Below are 22,491 nucleotides of genomic sequence, written 5' to 3'. Positions count from 1 at the left end.
GTCAGACGGCTTGGCGGATATGGCTTTCGATGTGGTCGTCGCCGAATTCGATCTGTAGCACCATATGCGCGTCGCCGGCCGATAGTGGCTTGCTGTAATAGTAGCCCTGGATATTGCGGCCACCGAGTTCGCAGACGAGGTCAAACTGCTCCTGCGTTTCCACGCCTTCAATGATGCAGCCGATTTCGAGGTTCTCACACAGGCTGAGGATTGAGCGCAGGACGTTTGAGCTCTTTTCGTTGCGCAGAAGGTCCCGGATAAAGCTACGGTCGACCTTCAGCGTGTCGATTGGCAGGCGATGGACATAGGCGAGGCTGGAAAAGCCGGTGCCAAAGTCATCGATGGCCACATGAGCGCCGGACTCGCGAATATAGTTCAACACCACATTCGCGCTCTCGAAATCTTTCATCACGGCGGACTCGGTGATCTCGAAGACCAGGCGGTTGGCCGGGAAGCCCTGTTTCTGGGCGATAGAGAACAGACGCATAAGCGGTTCGACTGATGTCAGGCTGACAGCAGACAGGTTGAAGCTGAGCGTGAGGTCTCCGGGCCAAAGGCGCGCTTCGGAGACCGCCTTGCGGAATAGCACTTCGGTCAACCGGCCGATCATGCCAATATTCTCGGCGGCCTTGATGAAGATGTCGGGGCGCACGCTGCCAAGGGTTGGCGAGAACCATCTTGCAAGCGCTTCCAGACCGCGCGAATGACCGCGGTCAAGGTCCAGAACGGGTTGAAACTCGACGCTCATTTCGGCTTCAAGGTCTGCGTGGCGCAGGGCCTGTTCGAGGGCACTGTTCGCGAACACCATCCGCTCATGTTCGACGGTGAAGAACACCGGTTCCGATTTTGCGTTCTGTTTGGCGTAGTACAGCGCATAATCTGCGCGATCAAAGAGCAGGCTTCGGGTGTCGGCAGCGCTCGGATACCGGGCCATGCCGATGGTCGCCCCCAGATTGGCTGACCCCTCGTCGAACTGATAGGACTTGCGCAACGCCATGCAGGCCCGGCGCGCCGCGACTTTCACCTCTTCATCAGAGCCTGGTTCGCGGAACAGCAGACCGAATTCGTCTCCGCCCAGCCGCGCAATGAGGACGTTTTGGTCCTGGAACGTTTCGTTCAGTCGGTGAGCTGTTTCCACCAGCACCTGGTCGCCAGCAGGATGGCCAAACACGTCATTGACCTGTTTGAACCCATCCAGATCGAGAAGCGCGACCACGAAACTGTTACTGGCCGTTTCGCTTTTCTCAACGAGGTCATCGATATCCGCGAGAAACTGACGGCGGTTGGCAAGTGTCGTAAGACTGTCAGTATTGGCGAGGCGCTTATTTTCTTCGTAAAGCGCCTGAAGGCGAAGATGTTGTTCTCGCTGCTCGCGCTTTTGCAGGATCATCTGGGTGAAGTCGCGCTCACTGCTGGAGAGAATAGACGCCAGAACAAGCGCGACCAGTGTCAGATTAATGGCGACATTGGAGTAGGCGAATGAGTTCTGCATAAACAGGAAGATGCAGGTCACTGGGATGACCGTTGCCAGCACGAGCATCGCGGCTGCGCGTATGTGCATGAGGCAGAACGCGCAGGCGATTACGGAGACAGAGTTGAAAAAGAGGGCCTGAGCGTTCTGATCCGGTGTGCCATATGGGAGGAAAGAGATTCCCCAGATGCTGAACGCCAATGCCAAAGGCACAACGAGCCAGGTCGTGCGGGTGAGGCTGGCATGTATCTGCTCGTCAGAGAACACCTTGTGTCGGCTGCGAATATATTTGGTCGTGCGCGCCACGGTGATTGCGAACAGGAAAATCGGGAATATGACCGTCAGGAAGAGGGGCGCAGTGGTGGCATGCGTGGCCGAAAGGCCGATCATATTGATCGTCACAATGCCGTACATCAGGGGCAATTGCTTGCTCAACGCCCTGTACCGAGCCCTGTTCAGGTCAGCTTGCTCTGCGTCGATACGCATGAAACTCTGCAATGTCCGCAGCAATAGTTGATCCTCCATACTGGCTCAGCCTGTTGTATATTACGGGAAATTTAAATGGCTCTTTCACGGATACAGCAGATTTCATCTATTTTAGATATTAGTTCAGCGTTGAGCGCTTGCAGGCGACGGCTTGCATGGCATGGGCCGCACCGCCACATGGGTGGCGAAAAACTGAGGTCAGGATTGTCAATTGAGTTCGCTTTCATCCCACTCTGAAGATTTCGTCGCAGGCTTTACGTCAGAGAGCCTGCCGATCAGCGGCCGGATCGTGCGCATGGGCGCAGGGTCTCTATCACCTGTGCTGCATCGGCACGCCTATCCCGATCATCTCGCTGAGATACTGGGCGAGGCGCTGATCCTGTCGACCCTGGTCGGATCTGCGATGAAGTTTGAAGGACGTGTGCTGACGCAGGCTGAGGGCGACGGGCCGATTTCGATGCTGGTCGGGGAATATCGCAAGGATGGCGGCGTGCGCGCCTATGCCAAATTCGAGCAGGAGCGCTGGGCCTATCTGGAAAAGGTCAACAAGGGCGCCAAACCCCACATGCCGCAATTGTTTGGTCCGCAGGGTGCCCTGGCGCTGATTATCATTCAGGACCGGCACAATGTTCAGCCCTATCAAGGTATCGTGCCGATGATGAAAGGCTCGCTCGCTGAATGCGCCACTGATTATTTCAGGCAGTCGCAGCAAATTGAGACGCACCTTGCCATTTCGGTCGCCAGAGACGTTGCCGGAGACTGGCATGGCGGTGGCCTGATGATCCAGAAAATGGCCAGTGATGATGCCCGCGGCGATACCGCAGACGGCTGGCGCGAGGCCGAAGCCCTGTTTGGAACCCTGTCACCAGAGGAACTCAGATCAGAAGAAGTTGCTGCGCCTGACCTGTTATATCGTCTGTTCCATGAAGGGGGCGTGCGGATGCAGGCTCCCGAAGCGCTTATCGATCAATGCACGTGCAATGAGGAGCGCCTTCGCGAAACTCTGGGCGGAATGCCCGACGAGTCATTGCGTGAGATGGTAGAGCCGGACGGGACGCTGAAGGTCGACTGTCAATTCTGTGCGCGCCACTACGATATTCCGATCGAAGCGGTTACCGGTTCGACGAATTAGAGCCTGGACTCAAAAAAGGCGCATCTCCGGGGGGAAGTGGAGATGCGCCTATTGGTCAGCTGCTGCAGCTGAAAATATTGGGCCGAACTTGCCAGCATTCTGCTGACAATATCGAAGGCCTCAGTGCATTGCCATCCTGGCGTTTGCAAAGAGTATATGCGCGCCCGACGCAAACCGTTCCAAAATATATTGAAGCTATTTTGAGCTTTTCCCGATGGGGCCAGACGGCGCGCATTCTGCGCACTTTAGATGTCTGTACGGGCGTCCAATTCTTGGACCTTCACAAGATAATATGCTTAACGAGCCCTATCGTTCCATGCGAATGCAGATTTAACTGACATATCTCGCGCTCTGCCGCCGCGGAATGGCTGATTATCTCTCGCCAGCTGTGCGCGCGGTTCCTAGGGTTGCGGAAACAAATCAAGACAAGGGAAAACGCATCATGGAACGCATCAACAAGACATGGATTCTGAGAAGGCGTCCGGAGGGTGAAGTCAGCGACGGAGACCTTGAACTGGTCGAAGGGCCTGTGCGGGCACTCGAAGAAGGCGAAGTCTGCCTTCGCACGCTTTACCTGTCGCTCGACCCGACAAACCGCATCTGGATGTCCGACCGCGAACAATACATGCCGCCGGTCGCCATTGGCGATCCGATGCGCGGTGGCGGTATCGCTGTTGTTGAAGAAAGCCGTTTCGATGGACTGGAGCCGGGCGATATCGTCAATACCGGGCTCGGCCAGTGGTCACTCTATCAGGTCAAGCCTGGCAAAGAGGTCAACAAGCTCCCGGTTCTGCCAGGCGTGCCGCTGACCGCATATATGGGACCGATCGGGATGACCGGCATGACGGCTTATTGTGGCCTGATGTATATTGGGCAGCCGAAGCCCGGTGAAACGGTTGTCGTCTCCGCCGCTGCGGGTGCGGTCGGATCGATGGTTGGACAGATCGCGAAGATACAAGGGTGCCGGGTCGTTGGTATCGCGGGGTCTGACGAGAAATGTGAGTGGCTGACGAAAACCGCCGGCTTCGATGCCGCCATAAACTACAAGAAAGAAGATGTCGGCGCGGCGCTCGACAAGCATTGCCCGGATGGCATCGACATCAATTTTGAGAATGTCGGCGGCGAGATCATGGATGAGGTAATCCTGCGCCTCAATGACTTCGCACGCATGCCGCTCTGTGGGCTGATCTCAAGCTATAACGCGACCGAGCCTGTGCCGGGGCCTTACAATTTCTCGATGCTGCTGATGCGCCATGTGACGCTGAAAGGCTTCATCGTCACCGACTTCATGGAGCACTTTGCTGAAGGCAGGCAGGCGATGGCCAGCTGGTTGTTGGAAGGCAAGCTCAAATTCGCGACCGATGTTGTCGAAGGCCTTGAAAATGCGCCGACATCGCTGGAGCGGCTTTTCACGGGGAAAAACCTTGGAAAGCTGGTCGTGAAAGTCTCTGACGCGCCTTAAAGGGTGCGTCTAACGCTCTGTCATATCGAACTTTTCGGCGTACCGGCCTTTTGCGCCGGAATAATAAGCCCGCACGCCTGCGAGGTCAGCTTCATAGTCGCCCGTTGTTTCGTAGATGCCTGCTATACGGATGGTGCGGGCACCATAGTCGAGTACGCTGATGATGAGCGGTACATCTGCGCGCCGCGCGATCCGGTAGAATCCGCTCTTCCACTCGCGCGTGGCTGAACGTGTGCCTTCAGGCGCAACCGCAAGGATCAACCTGTCTTCCTGCGCAAACGCCACGGCCATCTGGTCGACCATGTCTCGCGCAGCCTTGCGGTCTACGGGGACGCAGCCGAGCCAGCGGATCAGCCAGCCGAACGGGTGATCGACGAGCGCCTGCTTGCCGATCCAGCGCAGCTTGATGCGGTAGAAGCCAGCAGCGGCGAGCATCCACATCCCATCCCAATTGGAGGTGTGCGGGGCGGCAATCAGCACTGCCTTATGCGGCGCGGGCCAGTCGCCTTCGACTTTCCACCCGCCAAGGCCGAGATAAAGCGCGCAAAACTGTCGCCAAAGCCAGCCAAAAGGCCCGCGCCGATCGGAAGGGGACGGGCGCTTGGTGGCAAGGGGGGAGGTTGCGGTCATCGGCGCACACTGGGGGCAATTGGGCTACCCGCGCCAGCAATCAGGGCGGGAAAACGCTGCATTGATTCCCGCAGGGCGCTAGTCTGGTCCGTATTTCAGGTGCCGAGGACGCTTAGGGGGATGCGGGGCGAACGTCCGATGCTTTTTGCTACCGGTTAAAAGCGCGCTGGATGACATACAATCACCAAACGACTTCGCTGATGTTGACGGCGCGGGCCGCGCAGTGCCCGCCGCGCGGGAGCTGGCGGACCTGGCTGGCGCTCGGCGGACGCGGCGCAGGCAAAACGCGGACAGGTTCCGAATGGGTGCGGTTTGCTGTCCTTTATGGCGGCATCTCGCGGATCGCGCTGGTTGCACCGACCATGCATGACGCGCGCGAAGTCATGATCGACGGGGAGTCTGGCTTGCGCCGCATCTGCCGCGCCGGTGAGATAATGCCTGACTATGAAGCCTCAAGGCGGCGTCTCATCTGGCCGAACGGGGCGCAGGCGCAGGTGTTCTCGGCCGAAGACGCCGATAGTCTTCGCGGGCCGCAGTTTGAACTTGCCTGGTGCGATGAAATTGCCGCCTGGAGTGATGCAGAGCCTGTCTGGGACATGCTTCAAATGGGGCTGCGTCTTGGTGAGCGTCCGCGTGCGCTCCTGACGACGACGCCCCGGCGGCGACCTTTGATCCGAAAACTTATGAGTGATGCGAGCGTCGCGGTGACGCGCTCGAAGACGGTCGAGAACAGTGAGCATCTGTCTCCAGCTTTCCTGGCGCATATGCAGGCGCGCTATGGCGGCTCGCGGCTTGGCCGGCAGGAGCTGGACGGTGAGTTGCTGGACGCCGATGAAGGCGCGCTTTGGACGACAGCGATGCTGGAGCTAGCGCGAGCGAGCGCGCCTCCAGAGACGTTCTCCGAAGTTATCGTCGCGATCGATCCTCCAGCGAGCGTTGGTCCAAAGGCGGATGCGTGCGGGATCATCGCGGCTGGCGCGGCCCGCTCGCCGGAGCGCCGAGACCATGTCTGGGTGCTGGCGGATGAGACGGTTCAGGGCGTCACGCCGCTTGTCTGGGCGCAGCGGGCGATCAATCTTGCTGTGCGAGTGGGAGCTGGCCAGATCGTCGCGGAGGCCAATCAGGGCGGGGAAATGGTGCGAAGCGTCCTGCAGTCTGCTGGATGCAAGCTGCCTATCCGGTTGGTGCATGCCCGCCTGTCAAAGACGGAGCGCGCGGCGCCGGTCATCACGCTTTATGAGCAGGGTGGTGTTTCGCATGCAGGCCGGTTTGCCGAGTTGGAAGAAGAGATGCTGAGCTTCGGCTCCATTGAGCCTGGCCATTCGCCTGACAGGGTCGATGCCCTCGTTTGGGCTGTGACGACGATTACTGAGCAGATCGGCCGTCGGCCGCGGGTCCGGCGGCTTTGAGCGGCGGAAGAAAGTGCGCCGTCCATCCCGAAATCGCCCGGTGATGCAGCGTTTTCACAAAGCGTCCGACCGGATGGCCCGCCCGTCTAGGCTTCTCAAATCGACGAAGAGCTGAAGGCGGCGAACGAAACAGTCGTTTGCTTCCGGGCATAAGGAGACCGCCGCGCATGAGATGGCCCTGGACTAAAATCGAGACGCGTTCTGCCAGAACATCGCTGGTTGCGCTGGCGAATTTGCCATCGAATGGATGGGGCGGTGTCGATGCCGGCACCTTGATGCGTGACGGCTATATCGGCAACGCAATTGTCTATCGATGCGTGCGCATGATCGCAGAAGCCGCCGCTTCCATTCCGCTGAAATGCAGTGATGAGACGGCTGGTGAATTGCTGTCGCAGCCTTCGCCGGATGAGGCAGGCCGGGTCTTTCTGGAGCGCCTTTATGGCGACCTTCAGATTACCGGAAATGCCTGGGCTGAAGCGGTTACGCTCGCCGGAGATGAGACGCCGAAAGGTCTCTTCGCACTCCGTGCCGATACCGTCCGCCCGATGACGAATGCGCAGGGCGGACTGATCGGCTGGACGGTGCGCCAGCGCCGCGGCGAGCGCTCTATTGCGCGCGAGTCTGATGGGTGGATCCCTGTGCTTCATCTGAAGCTCTACCACCCATCCGATAGTGTCCTTGGCCTGTCGCCGCTGGCGGCCGCGCGCAAGGCGCTTGATATTCACAATGGGGCAGCCGCCTGGGCGAAGGCGCTGATCGACAATGCGGCCCGTCCGTCGGGCGCGCTGGTCTATGGGCGCGATGGCGCAACGCTGACGCCTGACCAGTTCGACCGCCTGAAAGACGAGCTTGATAGTGCACATACGGGCGCAGCGAATGCGGGTCGGCCATTGCTGTTGGATGGCGGCCTCGACTGGAAGCCGATGTCCCTGTCGCCAGCGGAGATGGATTTTGCTGGCACACGCAATGCCGCCGCGCGCGAAATTGCGCTGGCGTTTGGCGTGCCGCCCATGCTGCTCGGCATTCCGGGCGACAATACTTACGCGACCTATAAGGAGGCCAATCTGGCCTTCTGGCGGCTCACGGTTTTGCCACTGGTTCACAAGGTGTCAGACGCTCTGGCGATCTGGCTGTCAGCGCGCTTCGACGATGTCGCGATCCGCCCGGACCTTGATGAGGTGCCAGCTTTCGCAGCGGAGCGTGAGGCGATGTGGACGCGTCTGGAAAACGCGTCATTCCTCAGCGTGGATGAGAAGCGCAAACTGGCGGGTCTGCAATGATCTGGCCGGTCAGCCCTCAGACAGTGGCCGCGCGGCCCCGGCTATTCGCCGGAGACGCAGTTGCCGCCACCGTCACGCACGCTGCACGGATCGTTCGCGTCAAGCCAGGCTTTCGCCGGTTCGAGGTTTTCCATGCAGGACGCGGGCGCGTTGGGAAAATAGTGACTGCGATAGTACTGGTAGACCATCTCCTTGAGGATCTGAGCCTTTCGCGGCGGAGACACCGGATAGGTGTCCGCGATCATCAGGTCACCAAGCGCACATTGGGGATAAGCCTCAGTCCAGTCGCGCACCCAGACGCCGCGTGTGAGCGCGCGGTAGAGGTGAGCGGTGCCGCGTTGTTCTGGCGAAAGATCGTCGCGGGCCAGCAGATCTGCATAAGCGCGCTCGGATCCAGGCTTCGGGTTGGCGTTGTAGGCAGCTTCGTAGAGCGACTTGAACTCTGCATCCGACAGTGTCGGCGGCGCGGCTTCGACGACGGGGGCATCGCTGGCGGTCGTTTCGCAAGCGGCCACAACAAAGAGTGCGGCGAGCGCGATGGATCTGATTTTCATGTGCTTTCGTTCCCTGAAATATCGTCGGCTAAAACTGCCATCGGGGCCGCGTCCTCGGCAATACCCCTGAGGGGGGATAGCGATGTTTGAGCGCAAACTGGCCGCTGGGTTTTTGCTGGCGCTTGGCGTGCAGACCAGCAGCGCTCTTCTCTGGGCGGGCGCGGCAGCGCAACGCATCCAGACACTGGAACAGCGCGTCGAGCTATCACGGCCTGTCGCCGAACGACTGGCACGCGTGGAAACGCACCTTGAGGCCATCGAGACACAGCTGGACCGGATCGAGACCCGGTTGGGGCAGCGCGATGAATAGGGCTGTGCTGATCGAAGGCTATGCCGCGCTGTTTGGTGCGCCGGACCTGTCAGGCGATGTCGTTAGGGCCGGGGCGTTCGCTCGAAGCCTGCGGCGCGGCGGCGTGCCGATGCTGATGCAACACAAGAGCGGTGCGCTGGCGGGACGGTGGACGCGGCTCACCGAAGATGGGCGCGGGCTTTTCGTGCGCGGCCTAGTCGAGGCTGATGGCTCCAAAGCGATGCTGAATGCGGGGTTGAATGGCCTGTCCATCGGCTTTCGCGCCCGGCTGTGGCGGCCACGCGCAGAAGGTGGGCGAGAGCTGATCGATGTCGATCTCGTCGAAGTGTCGCTGGTGGGCCAGCCCATGCAGCCGCGCGCAAGATTTTCAACAGTTGGAGGGGCTGCGCGGGCAGCCTGATGAAGGAGAGAAGATGACCAAGGAAACCAAGATGGCGGCGCCTGAAAAGGTATCGACCGAAGACGTGATGTCGGCGTTCGAAGCCTACAAACAAGCCAATGAGGCCCGCCTTACCGAAATTGAAGCGAAGGGCGCCAGTGATCCGCTGATCGATGACAAGCTGAAGAAGCTGGACCGCCGGCTGGACCAGCTGAGCCTGAAGGCGGCGCGGCCCGACACGGATGCGCCAGCTGTAGAGGCCGACACGGCCCGCGCGGATGCATGGTCGCGCTATATGCGCAGCGGCGATGAAAGCGGCCTGGCGCGGCTCGATGTGAAGTCGCTGTCTGCGGGTACGGACGATCAGGGTGGCTATACCGCGCCGGCTGAGCTGGACCGTCTGATTGAGGCGCGTCTGATGCAGGCCTCGCCCATGCGCCAGATTGCAAGCGTTCGGCAGACCTCTGCTGGCATCTATCGCAAGCCGGTGAGCCTCGGTGTTGGCGCGGCCTGGGCCGGTGAAACGGCAGCGCGTCCGGAAACCACGACAGCTGGGCTCAGCCTTCTGGAATTTCCGGCCGGTGAACTCTACGCCATGCCGGCGGCCACGCAGACTCTGCTCAACGATAGCTATGCTGACGTCGATGAATGGCTGGCGGATGAGGTTGAGGCGGCGTTCTCAGTTCAGGAAAGCGCAGCCTTTGTCACGGGCGATGGGGCGGGCAAGCCGCGCGGCTTTCTCGACTATACCATCGTGGCTGATGCCTCTCACGCCTGGGGGCAGATTGGCTCGGTGGCAGGTGACTTTACGGTCGATGATGCGGGCGACCAGCTGATCGATCTCATTCAGGCGCCAAAGAGCCAGTACCGGGCAAATGGCCGCTTCGTGATGAACCGCCGCACGGTGGCGGCTGTCCGCAAGCTGAAAGACGCCGATGGCCGCTATCTCTGGCAGCCGGGCCTCAATGGCGAGGCGCAAACCATCTTTGGCTATCCAGTGACCGAGCTGGAAGACATGCCGGACATTGGCACGGGCAATGCCGCAATTGCGTTTGGCGACTTCCGCCGGGGCTATCTCATTGCCGACAGGCAGGGCGCACAAGTGCTGCGCGACCCATATTCGGCCAAGCCATATGTGCTCTTCTACACGACCAAACGGGTCGGCGGCGGCGTCCAGAACTTCGATGCCATCAAGGTGATGGAGTTCTAGTCACCGGCATCTGATCGCGCCTCCCCGGAACGGGCCGGGGAGGCGACCTGGCTCTCTTTCAATTGGATAACTGACCATGACACTGACGGTGATTTCACCGCCGGGCGAGACGGCTTTGCCTCTGGCTGCGGCAAAAGCATTCCTGCGGATCGGGCATGATGGCGAAGACACGCTGGTTGCGGATCTTGTCGCCAGTGCGACGGCGCAGCTGGAGACGGCGACAGGCCTTGCGCTTGTAAGCCGGGTCCTGCGCCAAAGCTGGCGCTGTTGGCCTACAGGGTTTGGCGCTTCCGGCGCCTTGCTGCGACCTGGCCCGGCCAGAGCTCTGACAAGTGTGACGCTGATTGATGAGGCTGACAGCGAAACGGATCTCTCCAGCCTTTTTGAGCTGGTCGGTGATAGGCTTTGCCTCAAGCCATCGAGCTGGCTGCCGCCCATTCCATTGGGGGGGCGGGTTGAGGTGACGTTTGAGGCGGGGTTTGGAGCGGATACCGACATTCCGGCTGACCTTGTTCAGGCACTTAAGTCTATTCTCGCTTCGGCCTATCGACGGGGCAGCGATGATGGCATTCCTGATGAGGCCCGCGCGATTATCGCGGCTCGCCGGGAGGTGCGAATATGAGCGCCGACGGCATGATCTGGTCTGCCGGAGCAGACCTCCAGCGTGCATTTCTGATGGCTCTGCGAGCCGATAGCGACGTCCAGGCGCTGCTCGGGACACCGGCCCGCATCTATGATGACGAGACGCCCGAACCTGTCTTTCCGTGTGCGCAATTAGAGCGCCACGAAGTCGCTGATCGCGGCAGCGCGGGGAGCGCCGGGCAAGCCCATACGATCACGCTTGGTGTGCGGTCCCGCTTTGGTGGGCGGGCAGCGGCGCAGGAGATTGTTGGCACGCTGAGGGCGGCGACGGACAGGCTGGAGGTGTCGCTGAGCGGGCAGCGCATTGTGCTGGTCCAGACGGTCTATTGCGACGTGATGCGGACCAGCGATCTGCGCGAATTTCGCGGCATCGTACGCGTGCGACTTCTGACAGAGGAGGCGAGCTGATGGCTGGCCAGAAAGGACGCGATGTCCTGATCAAGATTTCCGATGGTGGGTCACCGGAAGCATTCACGACGCTGGCCGGTGTGCGGACCACCGAGATTGAGCTGAACCAGCGACCCGTCGATGCGACGAGTGCGGATAGCCCGGATGGCTGGCGCGAATTGCTGGCGGGCGTGGGTCTGCGCGCGATGCGGGTACGAGGGCGGGGCCTCTTCAAGGATGCGGCCAGCGATGCGCGCATGCGGAGCGTGTTCTTTGCAGGCGAAATAGCGCGATGGACGCTGGTCGTTCCGGGGCTTGGGTCTTTTGTCGGACCATTCCAGATCGCCCAGCTCTCCTGGGGTGGCACGCATGATGGCGAAGCGACGCTTGCGGTCGAGCTGCAAAGCGCCGGCGAGCTTGCTTTTGAGGTGGCGGCATGAACGGCGCGCGGGGCGAAACCAGCATTGTCGTGGACGGCGTTGAGCGGCGGCTTTGCCTGACTTTAGGGGCGCTGGCTGAGATCGAGACCGCGTTTGGCTGCCAAACGCTCGGTGAGCTTGAGGCGCGAATGCGGCGTCTGTCGGCGAGTGAACTGATGCAGGTGCTGTCGGCGCTGCTGCGCGGGGCAGGTGAGAGTGATGCGGCGGCTGCTTTGCAAGCCTCAGCGGTCGGTGCCGGGGCGGCGGCCAAGGCGGTCGCGGAGGCGTTTCGTGCTGCCCTGGACTGAGATGATGAAGGCGGCCGCGCTTCGCGGAGTTATGCCCCGATCATTCTGGCAGCTGTCTCTGAAAGAGTGGCGCGCGCTGTTTGGCGACGCTGGCGGCGTCATCGGCCGGACTGATCTGGCGCGCCTGATGGACCAACACCCCGACAAGGAAGGATCGTGAGAATGGACGAGTTTCAGGACAGTCTGACGCGTGCAGGCGATGCCGTCTCAGCGCTGGTCGAGGGGCCGGGCGCAGTGGCCGCGCGTTCGCTTGAGCAAGCCTTTGCCCGCGCGGGTGATGGCATAGAGGCCGCGCTTTCAAGAGCGGCCCGGTCAGGCGAGCTCGACTTCGCGCAGATGGCGCAGTCGGTGATTGCCGATCTCGCCCGGATTGCCGCTGAAGCGGCCCTGGCGCGGGCGGGGATTGGTCAGGCGTCACAGGCGTTCACGGTGAATATCAATGGGAGCGGCTCCGGCGCTGGCAGTCTGCCGGTCGGTGCGCGAGGGGATATCTCCAAGGCTGTCGCCAAGGCCGCAGCGATGGGAGGGCGCTACCGATGAGCGAGGACTTCTTTGAAGGGCGCTTGCCCGTGCCTGTGGGCCTCGGCGCGAGCGGCGGACCAGAGTGGCGGACTGAAACGATCACGCTGGCGAGCGGGCGCGAGGTGCGCAGTGCGAGCTGGAGCGAGGCGCGCCGGCGCTGGGATGTGGTGACGCCGCCTCTGTCGCGCAGTGGCTTTGCGGCGTTGCAGGGCTTCTTCAATGCGCGTCGGGGGCGGCTTCAGGGCTTCCGGTTCGCCGATTTGACGGAATTTTCGACGGCTGCGCCGGGGGAGAGTGTGAGCCATGAGGATGAGGCGATCGGCGTGGGCGATGGGACGCAGACGGTGTTTCAACTCGTTCGGTCTACCGAAAGCGGCGACCTGCAAATTGTTCGAAAGCCGGTCTCGGGCAGCATTTTGGTCGGGCTGGACGGGGTGCTTCAGACATCTGGTTGGAGCGTCGACACAGCGACTGGGCTGGTGACGTTTGAGGCGCCCCCGGCGGGCGGCGTCGTTGTGACGGCTGGGTTTGAATTCGACTGGCCCGTGCGCTTCGACACCGACTTTCTGGAAACGAGCTTTGAACAGCCCGGCGTGGGGCGCGTGGTCACGCTGCCTCTCGTTGAGCTTCGCTGAGGGCATTCGAGATGAAACTGATCGATAACGCTTTTGCTATGCGCCTGTCGGCCGATGTGCTCACGACATGTCTCTGCTGGCGTCTGGAGCGCCGGGACGCCGTCGTCATCGGGCTGACCGATCATGATCGGACGGTTCAGTATGACGGGCTCGATTATGAGCCGGGCGCGTCGGTTGCGGCGGGGCGGTTTGAGACGGCTGGCGGGCTTCGTCCTGGCCGCGCCTCTGCCGCAGGCGCGCTGTCAGCCGATGCGATCAGCGACGCGGATCTCGCCGCTGGTCTCTGGGACGGCGCACGCGTGGATGTGTACCGCGTGGACTGGGAGGCGCCTTCTCTCGGTGAGCTCATCTGGACGGGATACTTCACTGAGATTTCGCAGACGGGCGCTGGGTTCGAGGCGAGCCTCATCTCTCTAAAAGCCGATCTGGAGCGGCGTCTTGGCCGCAGTTATTCGCGTGGCTGCGATGCGCGCCTTGGTGATGCGCGCTGCGGTCTGACGGGCGTTGAGGGCGAGCGTTGCGACAAGCGGTTTGAGACTTGCCGAGACGTCTTCGCCAACGCCGAGAACTTTCGCGGGTTTCCGCATATGCCGGGACAGGACTTCCTGCTCGCCGGCCCATCCGGCAGCGGCAATGATGGGGGGCGGCGATGAAGCGCGCCGACATCATTGCGGCGGCGGAGGGCTGGCTCGGCACGCCGTATCAGCATCAAGCAAGCCGGAAGGGCGCCGGGACCGATTGTCTGGGGCTGCTGCGCGGCATCTGGCGTGAACTGGTCGGCGCGGAGCCGCAAGAGACCCCGCCCTATACGCCAGACTGGGCTGATGTTTCCGCGCAAGACACGCTGCTGGATGTCGCCCGGCGTCATCTTGTCGAGGTGCCGATTGGCGAGGCGCGAGCAGGCGACGTCTTACTGTTTCGAATGGGCCTTGGCTGCGCGGCCAAGCACTGCGCAGTGCTGACGGGGCCAGGGCAAATTATCCACGCATATTGGGGCCGAAATGTCTGCACCACGCGGCTGGTGCCGTGGTGGGAGCGGCGGATCGCCGGGGCGTTCAGCTTTCCGGGACTGGAGGATTAGGCAAGATGGGACAGATCATTCTTTCGCAGGTGGGGCAGGCGGCCGGGTCCGCTTTCCTGCCCAATGGCCTGAGCGTGTTCGGGGCGAACATCTCCGGCGCAGCCATTGGCGGCGCGATCGGCTCACTTGCAGGCTCGGCGATCGACGCCTCGCTGGCCTCGCCGATAAATGGCCCGCGGCTGAAATCGCTGCACATCATGGAGAGCCGTGAGGGCGCCGGGATTGCGAATGTCTATGGACGGATGCGCGTTGGTGGGCAGCTGATCTGGGCATCCCGCTTCAGAGAGCGCCGCCGTGAGCGATCTGCCGGCAAGGGCGGCCCCAAGATCACCGATTACAGCTATTCGGTCAGCCTTGCCGTCGCGATTTGCGAAGGACCGATCACGCGGATTGGCCGGGTCTGGGCGAATGGCGAGGTGATGGCGCTCGGCGAGGTTAACTGGCGCCTCTATAAGGGAGAGGAAGACCAGCTGCCAGACCCGCTCATCGAAGCGATTGAAGGGGCTGAAAAAGCGCCAGCCTATCGCGGGACCGCCTATATCGTGTTCGAGGATCTGCCGCTGGATGCCTATGGCAATCGCCTCCCGCAGCTCAGCTTTGAAGTGATCCGCGCCAGCGATGCTGCCGACGGCCTGAAAAGCCTTGTGAAAGGTGTGAACATCATCCCGGCTTCGGGCGAGTTCGTCTATGCGGCGACCGTGGTGCGCGAGCGGCGCTTTCCGGGGATTGAGCGCCCGCTCAACATGAATAATGGCAACGGGATTGCGGATTTCTCCCTGTCGCTCGATCAGCTTGAAGATGAGTTGCCATCCGCCAATTCAGCTGCGCTGACAGTGGCCTGGTTTGGCGACGATTTGCGGGTTGGACAATGCTCGGTCAGCACGGGCGTGGAGACGCGTGAGCGCGCCAGCGTCCCGATAGGCTGGGGCGTAGCGGGCAAGACGCGCGACACTGCCAAGCTGATCAGCCAGGATGGCGCGAACGCCAATTATGGCGGCACGCCAAGCGACGCGGCTGTCATCGAGGGCATTCAGGAGATGAAGGCGCGCGGCCTCTCGGTGACACTATCGCCCTTCCTGTTAATGGATGTGCCGCCCGGAAACGGGCTTGCCGACCCCTATGGCGCCGCTGAGCAGGCGGCGTTCCCATGGCGTGGCCGGATGACGAGTGCCCCAGATGGGACGGCAGCGGTGCGCGCTGACATCGACGCGTTTCTGGGCAATGACAATGATTACGGGTTTCGTCATTTCATCCTGCATCACGCCCGGCTTGCTGTTGAGGCGGGCGGCGTTGAGGCCATTCTGATTGGCAGCGAGATGAAAGGCCTGACGTGTTTGCGCGATGAGACCGGCGCGTTCCCGTTTGTCGAAGGGCTGGTCCAGCTGGCCGCCGACGTGAAGGCGATTGTTGGGCCCGAAACAAAGGTCTCCTACGCGGCCGACTGGACCGAATACGGGGCGTACGTGCCGCCGGATGGGTCTGGCGATGTCCTCTTCCCGCTCGACGCGTTCTGGGCGTCACCTCATGTCGATTTCGTTGGTGTGGACTGGTATCCGCCGTCGGGCGACTGGCGCGATGGCGACACGCATCTCGATGCGCTGGCAGGCTACGCGTCGGCGGATGATCCGGCCTATCTCGCAAGCCAGATGCAGGGCGGCGAAGCGTTTGACTGGTATTATGCCAGCGACGCAGATCGCGACGCTCAATTACGGACGCCGATTACCGACACGGCCCATGGAGAGCATTGGGTGTTCCGCCAGAAAGATCTCGCCGGATGGTGGCAGAATGCTCATTTTGAGCGGCCAGGCGGTGTGCGGGTAACGACATCGACGGGCTGGCAGGCAGGCATGAAGCCGGTCCGCCTCATGGAGATCGGCTTTCCGGCTGTCGACAAGGGCGCGAATGCGCCGAACCTGTTTATTGATCCGAAAAGCGCCGAGAGCGCGCTGCCGCCCTATTCGAGCGGGGCACGAAACGATGTCCTTCAACGCCGCGCGCTGGAGGCGGCCCTGGCGTTCTGGGAGGGGCAATCCTTTGTCGAACACAGCTTTGTCTGGGCGTGGGATGGGCGGCCGTGGCCGGATTTTCCTGCGCGCGAAGATATATGGAGCGACGGGGCAAACTGGGCGCGTGGGCATTGGCTGAACGGGCGGACAGGGCTTATCAGCCTCGATGAGACAGTCGCTGATCTGGGCTTGCGGGCTGGCGTTCCATTAGAGACCAGCCGTCTGGATGGTCTGGTTGAAGGCTATCTGCTGGAGGGGCCGACAACGCTAAGAGCGGCGCTCGAGCCATTTCGGGCGATGCATGGGCTGTTTGCAATGGAGCGCGGAGAGGGGCTTGTGATTGGCGTGCCGGGGGAAACCTCTCCCGTCGCTATCGCGCAAGACGATATCGCCATGCCTGAACCCGAATTGACGTGGCATCTGCTCGATAAACGACCGGGCCGGTTGGTGCTGGCCTATATCGACGCGGATGGAAGTTATGAGCCGGCGATGGTCGATGCCCGCGATGAGGCGGGTGATCCATCTCATTCGGTCGATGCCGCGCTACCAGTGTTGATGTCGGAAAGCGTCGCGCGATCGGTGGCGGCGGATCTGCTGGAGACGATGGGCAATTCGGACACGGCGCAAGTTGCGCTTTCACCTGCCTGGAGTGCGCTTGAGCCGGGCGACGATATCATGCTGCCTGAGCTGGAGGGTGTCTGGACGGTCGATGAAATCGTCGATAGCGGCCTGCTTCGTGAGCTGTCCTTACAACGACCAAGGGATCAGCAGACCCTGCTGGCGGGCGGCGTTCCATCTGCTGGAACCACAGCTGAGCAGACGCCAGATGCAGAGCTAGTCTTCATCGACGGCCCGGTGCTGCATCCCGAGCAGGGCGTTGGCCCGATCCTCGCCGCGACGAGCACGCCTTGGCCGGGTAGGCTGAACGTGACGGCAGGACCGGACGCGGCGACAGCGACGGTTCGCGGGGCCGTTCAATCGCCTGCGAAAATCGGTCAATTGCTTGCGCCGCTGAACCTTGGGCCAGAGAGCCGCTGGGACGAAGCCGGTGAACTGGTGATCGAGATTGAAGATGCCGACTTTTCCAGCGTCGCAAATCTCGCCGCCCTGGCCGGGCAAACGCGGGTGGTGGTCGCTGGCGACGAAGGCTGGGAGTGTGTCGGGTATCGCTCAGCAGAGCTCCTGTCTGAAAATTCGTGGAGGCTTACCGGCCTTTTGCGCGGGCAGGGCGGGTCAGTTGTGACGAGCGCTTCGGCTGGCGCGGCATGTGTTATTGTCGATGACGCGCTGATCGAGGCCGATTTCGGGCGTGATGAAACGGGTCTGTCTCTTATCTGGCAGGCAGGGGACGCGCCCGGCGTCGCCTACACGCACGAGAATCTTGCCTCTCTGCCATGGCTAGTTGCGCAGTTGCGGGCAAAGCGATTGAGCGAAAATAATGTCGCCCTGTCATGGCTGCCGCGTGGCCGCGATATCCCGGACAATTGGGACCTGCCAGACCCGACCAATCCCCGAAACTATCTGGTAGAGGGGCTTGTTTCCGGGCAGGTGGCATGGTCGGAAACGGTCAGCGAACCCCAGTTTACAGCGACAGAGCCATGCGAGCTTGTGCGCGTTTCGCAAATCGGAACTGATGGTCGGCGCGGACGATGGGTTTCAATCCTTGTGCCGCCTTCCTAATTAGAAGCTGACAGAACCCAACAGAAAGAGACTTCCTGCTTTGACTCGTGATCTTTACCAGATACTCGGCGTGACCAAGACCGCGTCTACGGACGAGATCCGGAAGGCGTATCGCAAGAAAGCCAAGGAGTTGCATCCTGATCTTCATCCGGGCGATGAGGCAAAGTCCGACGCGTTCAAAGCCTCATCTGCGGCGTTTGAAATTCTTAGCGATGAGGGCAAGCGCGCCCAGTATGACCGCGGCGAAATTGATGCCGATGGCAATCCCACCGGATATGCCAATGCAGGCGGGGGTGGATTTGGCGGCGGCTTCGGTGGCAACCCAGGGCGTGCTGGCTCATTTCAGGGTGATCCGTTTGAGGATATCCTCTCCGGCATGTTTGGCGGCCAGCGGCGCAGGCCCGGTCCGCGCAAGGGCGCTGACCTCAGATACCGTGTCGACATCTCATTCGAAGATGCTGTTCAGGGCGCCAAACGCCAGATGACCATGGCCGATGGCAAGGCGCTCAACGTTTCCATTCCGCCCGGCATCGAAACGGGTCAGGTCCTGCGTCTCAAAAGCCAGGGGCAGGCCTCGCAGACCGGTGGGCCTCCGGGCGATGCGCTGCTTGAAATTCATGTGCGTCCGACAAAGACGTGGACACGTGACGGCGCCAATCTGCGCATGGGTGTACCGGTCTCGCTGGAAACGGCGGTGCTCGGTGGCACGGTCGATGTGGCAACGCCGGGCGGTCCGGTGACGCTGAAAGTGCCAGCGGGATCGAATACGGGCACCGTGCTGCGCTTGCGCGACAAGGGCGTCCAGTTCAAGGATACGCCCGGACATCTCTATGCGCGCCTTGAAATTGTCCTGGAAGACCCGTCTGATGAGGGGCTTAAAGACTGGGCGGCCAAACGTTGAGCGTGTCTGTGGTTTCTGACTAAAACCGGCTGTCTTCATTCACGGGCCGTTCAGCGCGGTTCAGGCATATAGGGCGACATGAAACGGATTCTTGCCTCTCTCGCGCTCAGCGTACTCGTTGTTTCGCCATCGGCTCTTGCACAGGGCCAATGGGGAAGTTCGTTTAGCGCGGACGATGCCCGCTCGGCGCGCGAGCGCGGTGAAATCCGTCCGCTGAAGGAAATTCTGCGACCGATCTCGGCTCAGTATGGCGGCAATATGCGCTACTTCGTGGGCCTCTTTGAAGAGAATGGCCGCAAGGTCTATATCATTGACTGGGTGACAAGGCATGGCGAACTCGTACAGTTCACCATCAATGCCAAGACAGGCCAGATTATCAGCGTCAGCTAGGTAGAAATTTATGCGAATTCTTGTTGTTGAAGACGATGCGGACCTGCGCCGGCAGCTTGCCGACGCCCTTACCCAATCAGGCTATGCCGTAGATCTTGCCGCTGATGGCGAGGACGGCCACTTCCTGGGCGATACTGAGCCTTATGACGCCGTTGTTCTCGATCTCGGCCTGCCGAAAATGGATGGTGTGACCATCCTCGAGCGCTGGCGTAATGACGGCAAGGACTTCCCGGTGATGATCCTCACAGCGCGCGATCGCTGGAGCGAAAAGGTCGCTGGCTTCGATGCGGGCGCCGACGATTATCTGACCAAGCCTTTCTACACTGAAGAGCTGTTGGCACGTCTGAGAGCGCTTCTGCGCCGGGCAACCGGACATTCAGCAGCTGCGCTTGAGGCTGGCAATTTGCGGGTTGATACTCGCGCCGCCCGCGCCACGGTGAATGGCCGTCCTGTGAAGCTGACAGCCCATGAATACCGCGTGCTGTCCTACCTGATGCACCATCAGGGCCGGGTCGTGCCACGTACCGAATTGGTTGAGCACATCTACGATCAGGACTTCGACCGCGATTCCAACACGATCGAGGTCTTCATCGGACGTTTGCGCAAAAAGATCGGCACCGACCGTATCCAGACTGAACGTGGCCTCGGCTACAGACTAGTCGTTCCGGAAGGTGAGACGGCGGGCCTTGCCTGATCAACCTGCCGCGTCCATTCCGGCAGACCCGGTGAGTGAACAGGCATTGGCGACTGAAAAGCCGCGCATGTCCCTCTCTCGCCGGCTGTTCATCGGCGCGGTTATCTGGAGCCTTATTGTCGTGGTCGGCGGCGTCATTGCCATGACGGTGACGTACCGGGCGCAGACATTGCGGTTGCTTCAACAGGAACTTGATTCGACGCTGGTCACCTTGCCGCGAGCGCTGGATATCCTGCCGGATGGACGTGTCGTTGATATTGAAGAGCGCTTGCCAAGTGATGCGCGCTTCAATCTTCCACTTTCTGGCCGTTACTGGGCCATGATCGCCGTCGAGGAAGACGGTGAACTTGGCAATGATATTCGCTCCCAGAGCGTCTGGGACGGGCCGCTTCCCATATCGCGCGAGCTTGCAGATGCTGCACTCGCCAATCCGGGGATCACGCAGTACGGCAACTATCAAGGGCCGAATGACGAGCATCTGCGCTCTGCCGTTCGCTCGATCACAGTGCCGAACCGTGAAAATCCGATCCTGCTCGTCGCCGCCGCTGACCGCGAGGCGACCGATGAGGGGGCAAATCAGCTGCGCTTTATTCTCGTCGTGACCATGACAACATTGGCAGCCGGGACGTTGCTGGCGCTCTGGATTGGCCTTCAGGTCGCCTTGCGACCGTTCGCCCGTGTGCGTACCCATATTACCGATGTTCGTGAGGGTCGACGCGCCCGTCTCGACGGCAACTATCCGGTCGAAGTCCTGCCGCTGACGGATGAGCTCAACAAATTGCTCGACAACAATCGAGCGGTGGTGGAGCGCGCACAGACGCATGTCGGCAATCTGGCGCATGCCCTGAAAACGCCGCTCGCGGTTCTACGCAATGAGGCGAGCGGTAATACGCCACTCGATGACGTTGTACGTCGCCAGTCCGAAAGCATGCGCACCAATGTCGAGCATTACTTGAAACGTGCCCAGGCTGCTGCGCGCTCCGAGGCCCTGGGCGTTCGTACTGAGATCAGTCCTGTGCTGGACGGGCTGGTCCGGCTGCTCAACCGTCTGTTCGAGCGTGATGGCGTCGAGGTCGTTTCGAAGGTCAAGGCTGGCAGCTATATGCGGGTCGAACAGCAAGACCTGGAAGAGATGATGGGCAACATCATGGAGAACGCCTGCAAGTGGGCCAATTCGCGCGTTGAAGTCTCTGTCCAACGCGGCGACAACGGGCTCATGGAAATTCATGTTGATGATGATGGAAGTGGGTTGTCGCCAGAAGAACGGACGGCTGCGGTCAAGCGCGGCGTTCGTCTGGACGAAACCGCGCCCGGCACCGGTCTTGGCCTCTCTATTGTGGCCGATATCGCTGAAATGAACGGCGGCAGACTTGTCTTGGCGGACAGTCCGCTTGGTGGGCTTCGGGCAACGATTGCGTTGAGGGCGGCATGACCAGACCAACGATCATTATGCTGGCCTGCGCGCTTGTGCTCTCTGTGGGCGCCTATCTCTGGCTCGGCAGCCCGTTTCTCGAAGAACAACCCTACGCCTCTCGTGAGGCTGAAATCGCTGCCAAGCCAGCCTCCGAGCTTTCGCCGCCAGAAATGCTGGCCCGCTTGCAGATGACGGCTCGCGAGCAGCCTGACGCGGCTGAACCGCAATATTATATCGGCGTGCTGATGAAGACGCAGGGGCAAACCGAGGATGCGTTGCGGGCCTTCCAGTCAGCGCTTCGACGAAACCCGGACCATGTGCCGTCGCTGATGGGGCTTGCAGATGCCGTCGTGATTCGAGATGGCGGGGTTGTGACCGAACCATCCGCGCGGCTTTACGACCGGGCCTGGCGCCTCGATCCAACCCAGATCAGGGCCGGAATTTTGTCGGCTGTCCCAGCCTACGAAGCTGGCGACACAGAAGCTGCGGAAGCGCATTGGGCAAAGGTCGCAAAAGACCTTGAACCCGGCGATCCCCGACTGGCGATGATGGACGCGTTGCGCGGTGACGCGGTTGTGCCGCCGGATGCACCTGAAGATGAAACTGTCCCGCCTGCCGATGAATCCGAATCGCCTGCTGAAGATTAGCTAGGCGTCTGCTGGTGCTGGACGATTTTCCAGGCACCATCTTTCTTCACATAGGTTGAGCTGCAGAACGCTTCATAGCCATCGGTGCCTTTCAGGCCGCGGCCGACATAGGACAGGGTAACGGTGTCGTCGCCATGGGCGTGTGCGGTCTTCTGATCGATCTCGACGTCTTCCCAGCGCGGGGCTTCCTTCACGACACTCAGGATGCGGTCATACCTCAGGATGCCGGCCGGAAGCGGGAAAACCATGACGCAATTGGGCGCCATGACGTCCTCGTAAATGGAGGCATCAGCTGTCCAGAGCTGTTTTTCGATGTTCCAGATGGGCTCGAAGTCCGTCATATCATTCCTTTCAGCGGCGTATTGGCCGACCGCCGGGACAACGCGGCAACAGGGCTGTTGTTTCGGTCGCAGTGCCAATATAGCTGGCTTCCTTTAGAAGG

General features: G+C 61.1%; 26 protein-coding genes. 22 read left to right on the top strand and 4 right to left on the bottom strand.

The window, feature by feature from the left end; all coding sequences use genetic code 11:
- Position 1: 1 nt before the first annotated feature.
- Entirely contained in the window at positions 2-1,957 is a 1,956-nt protein-coding gene (locus tag B8783_RS07550; RefSeq protein WP_169711732.1) for a putative bifunctional diguanylate cyclase/phosphodiesterase, read from the bottom strand.
- Between the two features lie 211 nt (positions 1,958-2,168).
- On the opposite strand from B8783_RS07550, the gene hslO reads away from it, so the two are divergent.
- Complete coding sequence (gene hslO / locus B8783_RS07545; RefSeq protein WP_084419578.1) at positions 2,169-3,089, top strand: Hsp33 family molecular chaperone HslO; 921 nt, start codon at positions 2,169-2,171, stop codon at positions 3,087-3,089.
- 442 nt (positions 3,090-3,531) lie between these two features.
- On the top strand, positions 3,532-4,551 hold the full coding sequence (locus B8783_RS07540; RefSeq protein WP_084421967.1) for an NADP-dependent oxidoreductase: 1,020 nt from the start codon (positions 3,532-3,534) through the stop codon (positions 4,549-4,551).
- A gap of 9 nt (positions 4,552-4,560) precedes the next feature.
- Here the strand turns inward: B8783_RS07540 and B8783_RS07535 are convergent, their stop codons facing one another.
- Positions 4,561-5,181, bottom strand: coding sequence for a 1-acyl-sn-glycerol-3-phosphate acyltransferase (locus B8783_RS07535; RefSeq protein ID WP_084419577.1), 621 nt, complete (start codon positions 5,179-5,181; stop codon positions 4,561-4,563).
- 170 nt (positions 5,182-5,351) lie between these two features.
- Here B8783_RS07535 and B8783_RS07530 point away from each other — a divergent pair, with 170 nt between their 5' ends.
- Positions 5,352-6,590 carry a DNA-packaging protein gene (locus B8783_RS07530; RefSeq protein ID WP_084419576.1) on the top strand — a complete coding sequence of 413 codons (1,239 nt, stop codon included), beginning with the start codon at positions 5,352-5,354 and terminating at the stop codon, positions 6,588-6,590.
- A 167-nt stretch (positions 6,591-6,757) separates the two neighbouring features.
- Positions 6,758-7,870, top strand: a complete 1,113-nt coding sequence (locus B8783_RS07525) for a phage portal protein (RefSeq protein ID WP_084419575.1) — start codon at positions 6,758-6,760, stop codon at positions 7,868-7,870.
- 41 nt (positions 7,871-7,911) lie between these two features.
- Here B8783_RS07525 and B8783_RS07520 read toward each other — a convergent pair whose 3' ends face one another.
- A complete protein-coding gene (locus B8783_RS07520; RefSeq protein ID WP_084419574.1) occupies positions 7,912-8,424 on the bottom strand; it encodes a hypothetical protein in 513 nt (170 codons plus the stop codon).
- A gap of 82 nt (positions 8,425-8,506) precedes the next feature.
- Here B8783_RS07520 and B8783_RS07515 point away from each other — a divergent pair, with 82 nt between their 5' ends.
- From B8783_RS07515 to B8783_RS07430, 18 genes are all read left to right on the top strand, one after another.
- Positions 8,507-8,734 (top strand): hypothetical protein, encoded by a 228-nt coding sequence (locus B8783_RS07515; RefSeq protein ID WP_084419573.1) that lies wholly within the window; start codon positions 8,507-8,509, stop codon positions 8,732-8,734.
- Positions 8,727-9,134: an HK97 family phage prohead protease gene (locus B8783_RS07510; RefSeq protein ID WP_084419572.1), complete on the top strand. Its 408-nt coding sequence runs from the start codon at positions 8,727-8,729 to the stop codon at positions 9,132-9,134. The genes B8783_RS07515 and B8783_RS07510 overlap by 8 nt, the downstream gene beginning before the upstream one ends.
- A 13-nt stretch (positions 9,135-9,147) precedes the next feature.
- The gene (locus B8783_RS07505) at positions 9,148-10,323 is read left to right on the top strand and encodes a phage major capsid protein (RefSeq protein ID WP_084421965.1); all 1,176 of its coding nucleotides are present in this window, start codon (positions 9,148-9,150) and stop codon (positions 10,321-10,323) included.
- A 76-nt stretch (positions 10,324-10,399) separates the two neighbouring features.
- A complete protein-coding gene (locus B8783_RS07500) occupies positions 10,400-10,945 on the top strand; it encodes a head-tail connector protein (protein ID WP_084419571.1) in 546 nt (181 codons plus the stop codon).
- Positions 10,942-11,373: a DUF3168 domain-containing protein gene (locus B8783_RS07495; protein WP_084419570.1), complete on the top strand. Its 432-nt coding sequence runs from the start codon at positions 10,942-10,944 to the stop codon at positions 11,371-11,373. The genes B8783_RS07500 and B8783_RS07495 overlap by 4 nt, the downstream gene beginning before the upstream one ends.
- On the top strand, positions 11,373-11,792 hold the full coding sequence (locus B8783_RS07490) for a phage major tail protein, TP901-1 family (protein WP_084419569.1): 420 nt from the start codon (positions 11,373-11,375) through the stop codon (positions 11,790-11,792). Before B8783_RS07495 ends, B8783_RS07490 begins: the two co-directional genes overlap by 1 nt.
- Positions 11,789-12,079, top strand: a complete 291-nt coding sequence (locus B8783_RS07485) for a GTA-gp10 family protein (protein WP_084419568.1) — start codon at positions 11,789-11,791, stop codon at positions 12,077-12,079. Before B8783_RS07490 ends, B8783_RS07485 begins: the two co-directional genes overlap by 4 nt.
- Positions 12,063-12,239, top strand: a complete 177-nt coding sequence (locus B8783_RS07480; protein WP_233355708.1) for a phage tail assembly chaperone — start codon at positions 12,063-12,065, stop codon at positions 12,237-12,239. The genes B8783_RS07485 and B8783_RS07480 overlap by 17 nt, the downstream gene beginning before the upstream one ends.
- Before the next feature lie 2 nt (positions 12,240-12,241).
- Entirely contained in the window at positions 12,242-12,619 is a 378-nt protein-coding gene (locus B8783_RS07475) for a phage tail tape measure C-terminal domain-containing protein (protein WP_084419566.1), read from the top strand.
- Positions 12,616-13,236 carry a DUF2460 domain-containing protein gene (locus B8783_RS07470; RefSeq protein WP_084419565.1) on the top strand — a complete coding sequence of 207 codons (621 nt, stop codon included), beginning with the start codon at positions 12,616-12,618 and terminating at the stop codon, positions 13,234-13,236. Before B8783_RS07475 ends, B8783_RS07470 begins: the two co-directional genes overlap by 4 nt.
- 11 nt (positions 13,237-13,247) lie before the next feature.
- Entirely contained in the window at positions 13,248-13,889 is a 642-nt protein-coding gene (locus tag B8783_RS07465; protein ID WP_084419564.1) for a DUF2163 domain-containing protein, read from the top strand.
- Positions 13,886-14,317 carry an NlpC/P60 family protein gene (locus tag B8783_RS07460; protein ID WP_084419563.1) on the top strand — a complete coding sequence of 144 codons (432 nt, stop codon included), beginning with the start codon at positions 13,886-13,888 and terminating at the stop codon, positions 14,315-14,317. Before B8783_RS07465 ends, B8783_RS07460 begins: the two co-directional genes overlap by 4 nt.
- Before the next feature lie 5 nt (positions 14,318-14,322).
- Positions 14,323-18,003 carry a baseplate multidomain protein megatron gene (locus B8783_RS07455; RefSeq protein WP_084419562.1) on the top strand — a complete coding sequence of 1,227 codons (3,681 nt, stop codon included), beginning with the start codon at positions 14,323-14,325 and terminating at the stop codon, positions 18,001-18,003.
- A gap of 40 nt (positions 18,004-18,043) precedes the next feature.
- On the top strand, positions 18,044-18,904 hold the full coding sequence (locus B8783_RS07450; protein ID WP_084419561.1) for a DnaJ C-terminal domain-containing protein: 861 nt from the start codon (positions 18,044-18,046) through the stop codon (positions 18,902-18,904).
- Positions 18,905-18,982: 78 nt separating this feature from the next.
- On the top strand, positions 18,983-19,294 hold the full coding sequence (locus B8783_RS07445; RefSeq protein WP_084419560.1) for a PepSY domain-containing protein: 312 nt from the start codon (positions 18,983-18,985) through the stop codon (positions 19,292-19,294).
- Positions 19,295-19,304: 10 nt separating this feature from the next.
- Positions 19,305-19,988, top strand: coding sequence for a response regulator transcription factor (locus B8783_RS07440; RefSeq protein ID WP_084419559.1), 684 nt, complete (start codon positions 19,305-19,307; stop codon positions 19,986-19,988).
- Positions 19,981-21,420 carry an ATP-binding protein gene (locus B8783_RS07435; RefSeq protein WP_233355707.1) on the top strand — a complete coding sequence of 480 codons (1,440 nt, stop codon included), beginning with the start codon at positions 19,981-19,983 and terminating at the stop codon, positions 21,418-21,420. The genes B8783_RS07440 and B8783_RS07435 overlap by 8 nt, the downstream gene beginning before the upstream one ends.
- Complete coding sequence (locus B8783_RS07430) at positions 21,417-22,049, top strand: tetratricopeptide repeat protein (protein ID WP_084419558.1); 633 nt, start codon at positions 21,417-21,419, stop codon at positions 22,047-22,049. Before B8783_RS07435 ends, B8783_RS07430 begins: the two co-directional genes overlap by 4 nt.
- Here the strand turns inward: B8783_RS07430 and B8783_RS07425 are convergent.
- Positions 22,046-22,390 carry a nuclear transport factor 2 family protein gene (locus tag B8783_RS07425; RefSeq protein WP_084419557.1) on the bottom strand — a complete coding sequence of 115 codons (345 nt, stop codon included), beginning with the start codon at positions 22,388-22,390 and terminating at the stop codon, positions 22,046-22,048. The two genes, B8783_RS07430 and B8783_RS07425, sit on opposite strands and share 4 nt — an antisense overlap.
- Between the last annotated feature and the right edge of the window lie 101 nt (positions 22,391-22,491).

This window comes from Henriciella litoralis (assembly GCF_002088935.1).
Taxonomy (GTDB): Bacteria; Pseudomonadota; Alphaproteobacteria; order Caulobacterales; family Hyphomonadaceae; genus Henriciella; species Henriciella litoralis.
The sequence above is the reverse complement of the archived record's forward strand: the minus strand, read 5'-3'. Positions and strand labels throughout refer to the sequence as shown.

Coding starts and splice junctions, on each gene's coding strand:
- B8783_RS07550 (WP_169711732.1), bottom strand. CDS start 1,957: ATGCGTATCGACGCAGAGCAAGCTGACCTGAACAGGGCTCGGTACAGG.
- B8783_RS07540 (WP_084421967.1), top strand. CDS start 3,532: ATGGAACGCATCAACAAGACATGGATTCTGAGAAGGCGTCCGGAGGGT.
- B8783_RS07535 (WP_084419577.1), bottom strand. CDS start 5,181: ATGACCGCAACCTCCCCCCTTGCCACCAAGCGCCCGTCCCCTTCCGAT.
- B8783_RS07530 (WP_084419576.1), top strand. CDS start 5,352: ATGACATACAATCACCAAACGACTTCGCTGATGTTGACGGCGCGGGCC.
- B8783_RS07525 (WP_084419575.1), top strand. CDS start 6,758: ATGAGATGGCCCTGGACTAAAATCGAGACGCGTTCTGCCAGAACATCG.
- B8783_RS07520 (WP_084419574.1), bottom strand. CDS start 8,424: ATGAAAATCAGATCCATCGCGCTCGCCGCACTCTTTGTTGTGGCCGCT.
- B8783_RS07515 (WP_084419573.1), top strand. CDS start 8,507: ATGTTTGAGCGCAAACTGGCCGCTGGGTTTTTGCTGGCGCTTGGCGTG.
- B8783_RS07510 (WP_084419572.1), top strand. CDS start 8,727: ATGAATAGGGCTGTGCTGATCGAAGGCTATGCCGCGCTGTTTGGTGCG.
- B8783_RS07505 (WP_084421965.1), top strand. CDS start 9,148: ATGACCAAGGAAACCAAGATGGCGGCGCCTGAAAAGGTATCGACCGAA.
- B8783_RS07500 (WP_084419571.1), top strand. CDS start 10,400: ATGACACTGACGGTGATTTCACCGCCGGGCGAGACGGCTTTGCCTCTG.
- B8783_RS07495 (WP_084419570.1), top strand. CDS start 10,942: ATGAGCGCCGACGGCATGATCTGGTCTGCCGGAGCAGACCTCCAGCGT.
- B8783_RS07490 (WP_084419569.1), top strand. CDS start 11,373: ATGGCTGGCCAGAAAGGACGCGATGTCCTGATCAAGATTTCCGATGGT.
- B8783_RS07485 (WP_084419568.1), top strand. CDS start 11,789: ATGAACGGCGCGCGGGGCGAAACCAGCATTGTCGTGGACGGCGTTGAG.
- B8783_RS07475 (WP_084419566.1), top strand. CDS start 12,242: ATGGACGAGTTTCAGGACAGTCTGACGCGTGCAGGCGATGCCGTCTCA.
- B8783_RS07470 (WP_084419565.1), top strand. CDS start 12,616: ATGAGCGAGGACTTCTTTGAAGGGCGCTTGCCCGTGCCTGTGGGCCTC.
- B8783_RS07465 (WP_084419564.1), top strand. CDS start 13,248: ATGAAACTGATCGATAACGCTTTTGCTATGCGCCTGTCGGCCGATGTG.
- B8783_RS07460 (WP_084419563.1), top strand. CDS start 13,886: ATGAAGCGCGCCGACATCATTGCGGCGGCGGAGGGCTGGCTCGGCACG.
- B8783_RS07455 (WP_084419562.1), top strand. CDS start 14,323: ATGGGACAGATCATTCTTTCGCAGGTGGGGCAGGCGGCCGGGTCCGCT.
- B8783_RS07445 (WP_084419560.1), top strand. CDS start 18,983: ATGAAACGGATTCTTGCCTCTCTCGCGCTCAGCGTACTCGTTGTTTCG.
- B8783_RS07440 (WP_084419559.1), top strand. CDS start 19,305: ATGCGAATTCTTGTTGTTGAAGACGATGCGGACCTGCGCCGGCAGCTT.
- B8783_RS07430 (WP_084419558.1), top strand. CDS start 21,417: ATGACCAGACCAACGATCATTATGCTGGCCTGCGCGCTTGTGCTCTCT.
- B8783_RS07425 (WP_084419557.1), bottom strand. CDS start 22,390: ATGACGGACTTCGAGCCCATCTGGAACATCGAAAAACAGCTCTGGACA.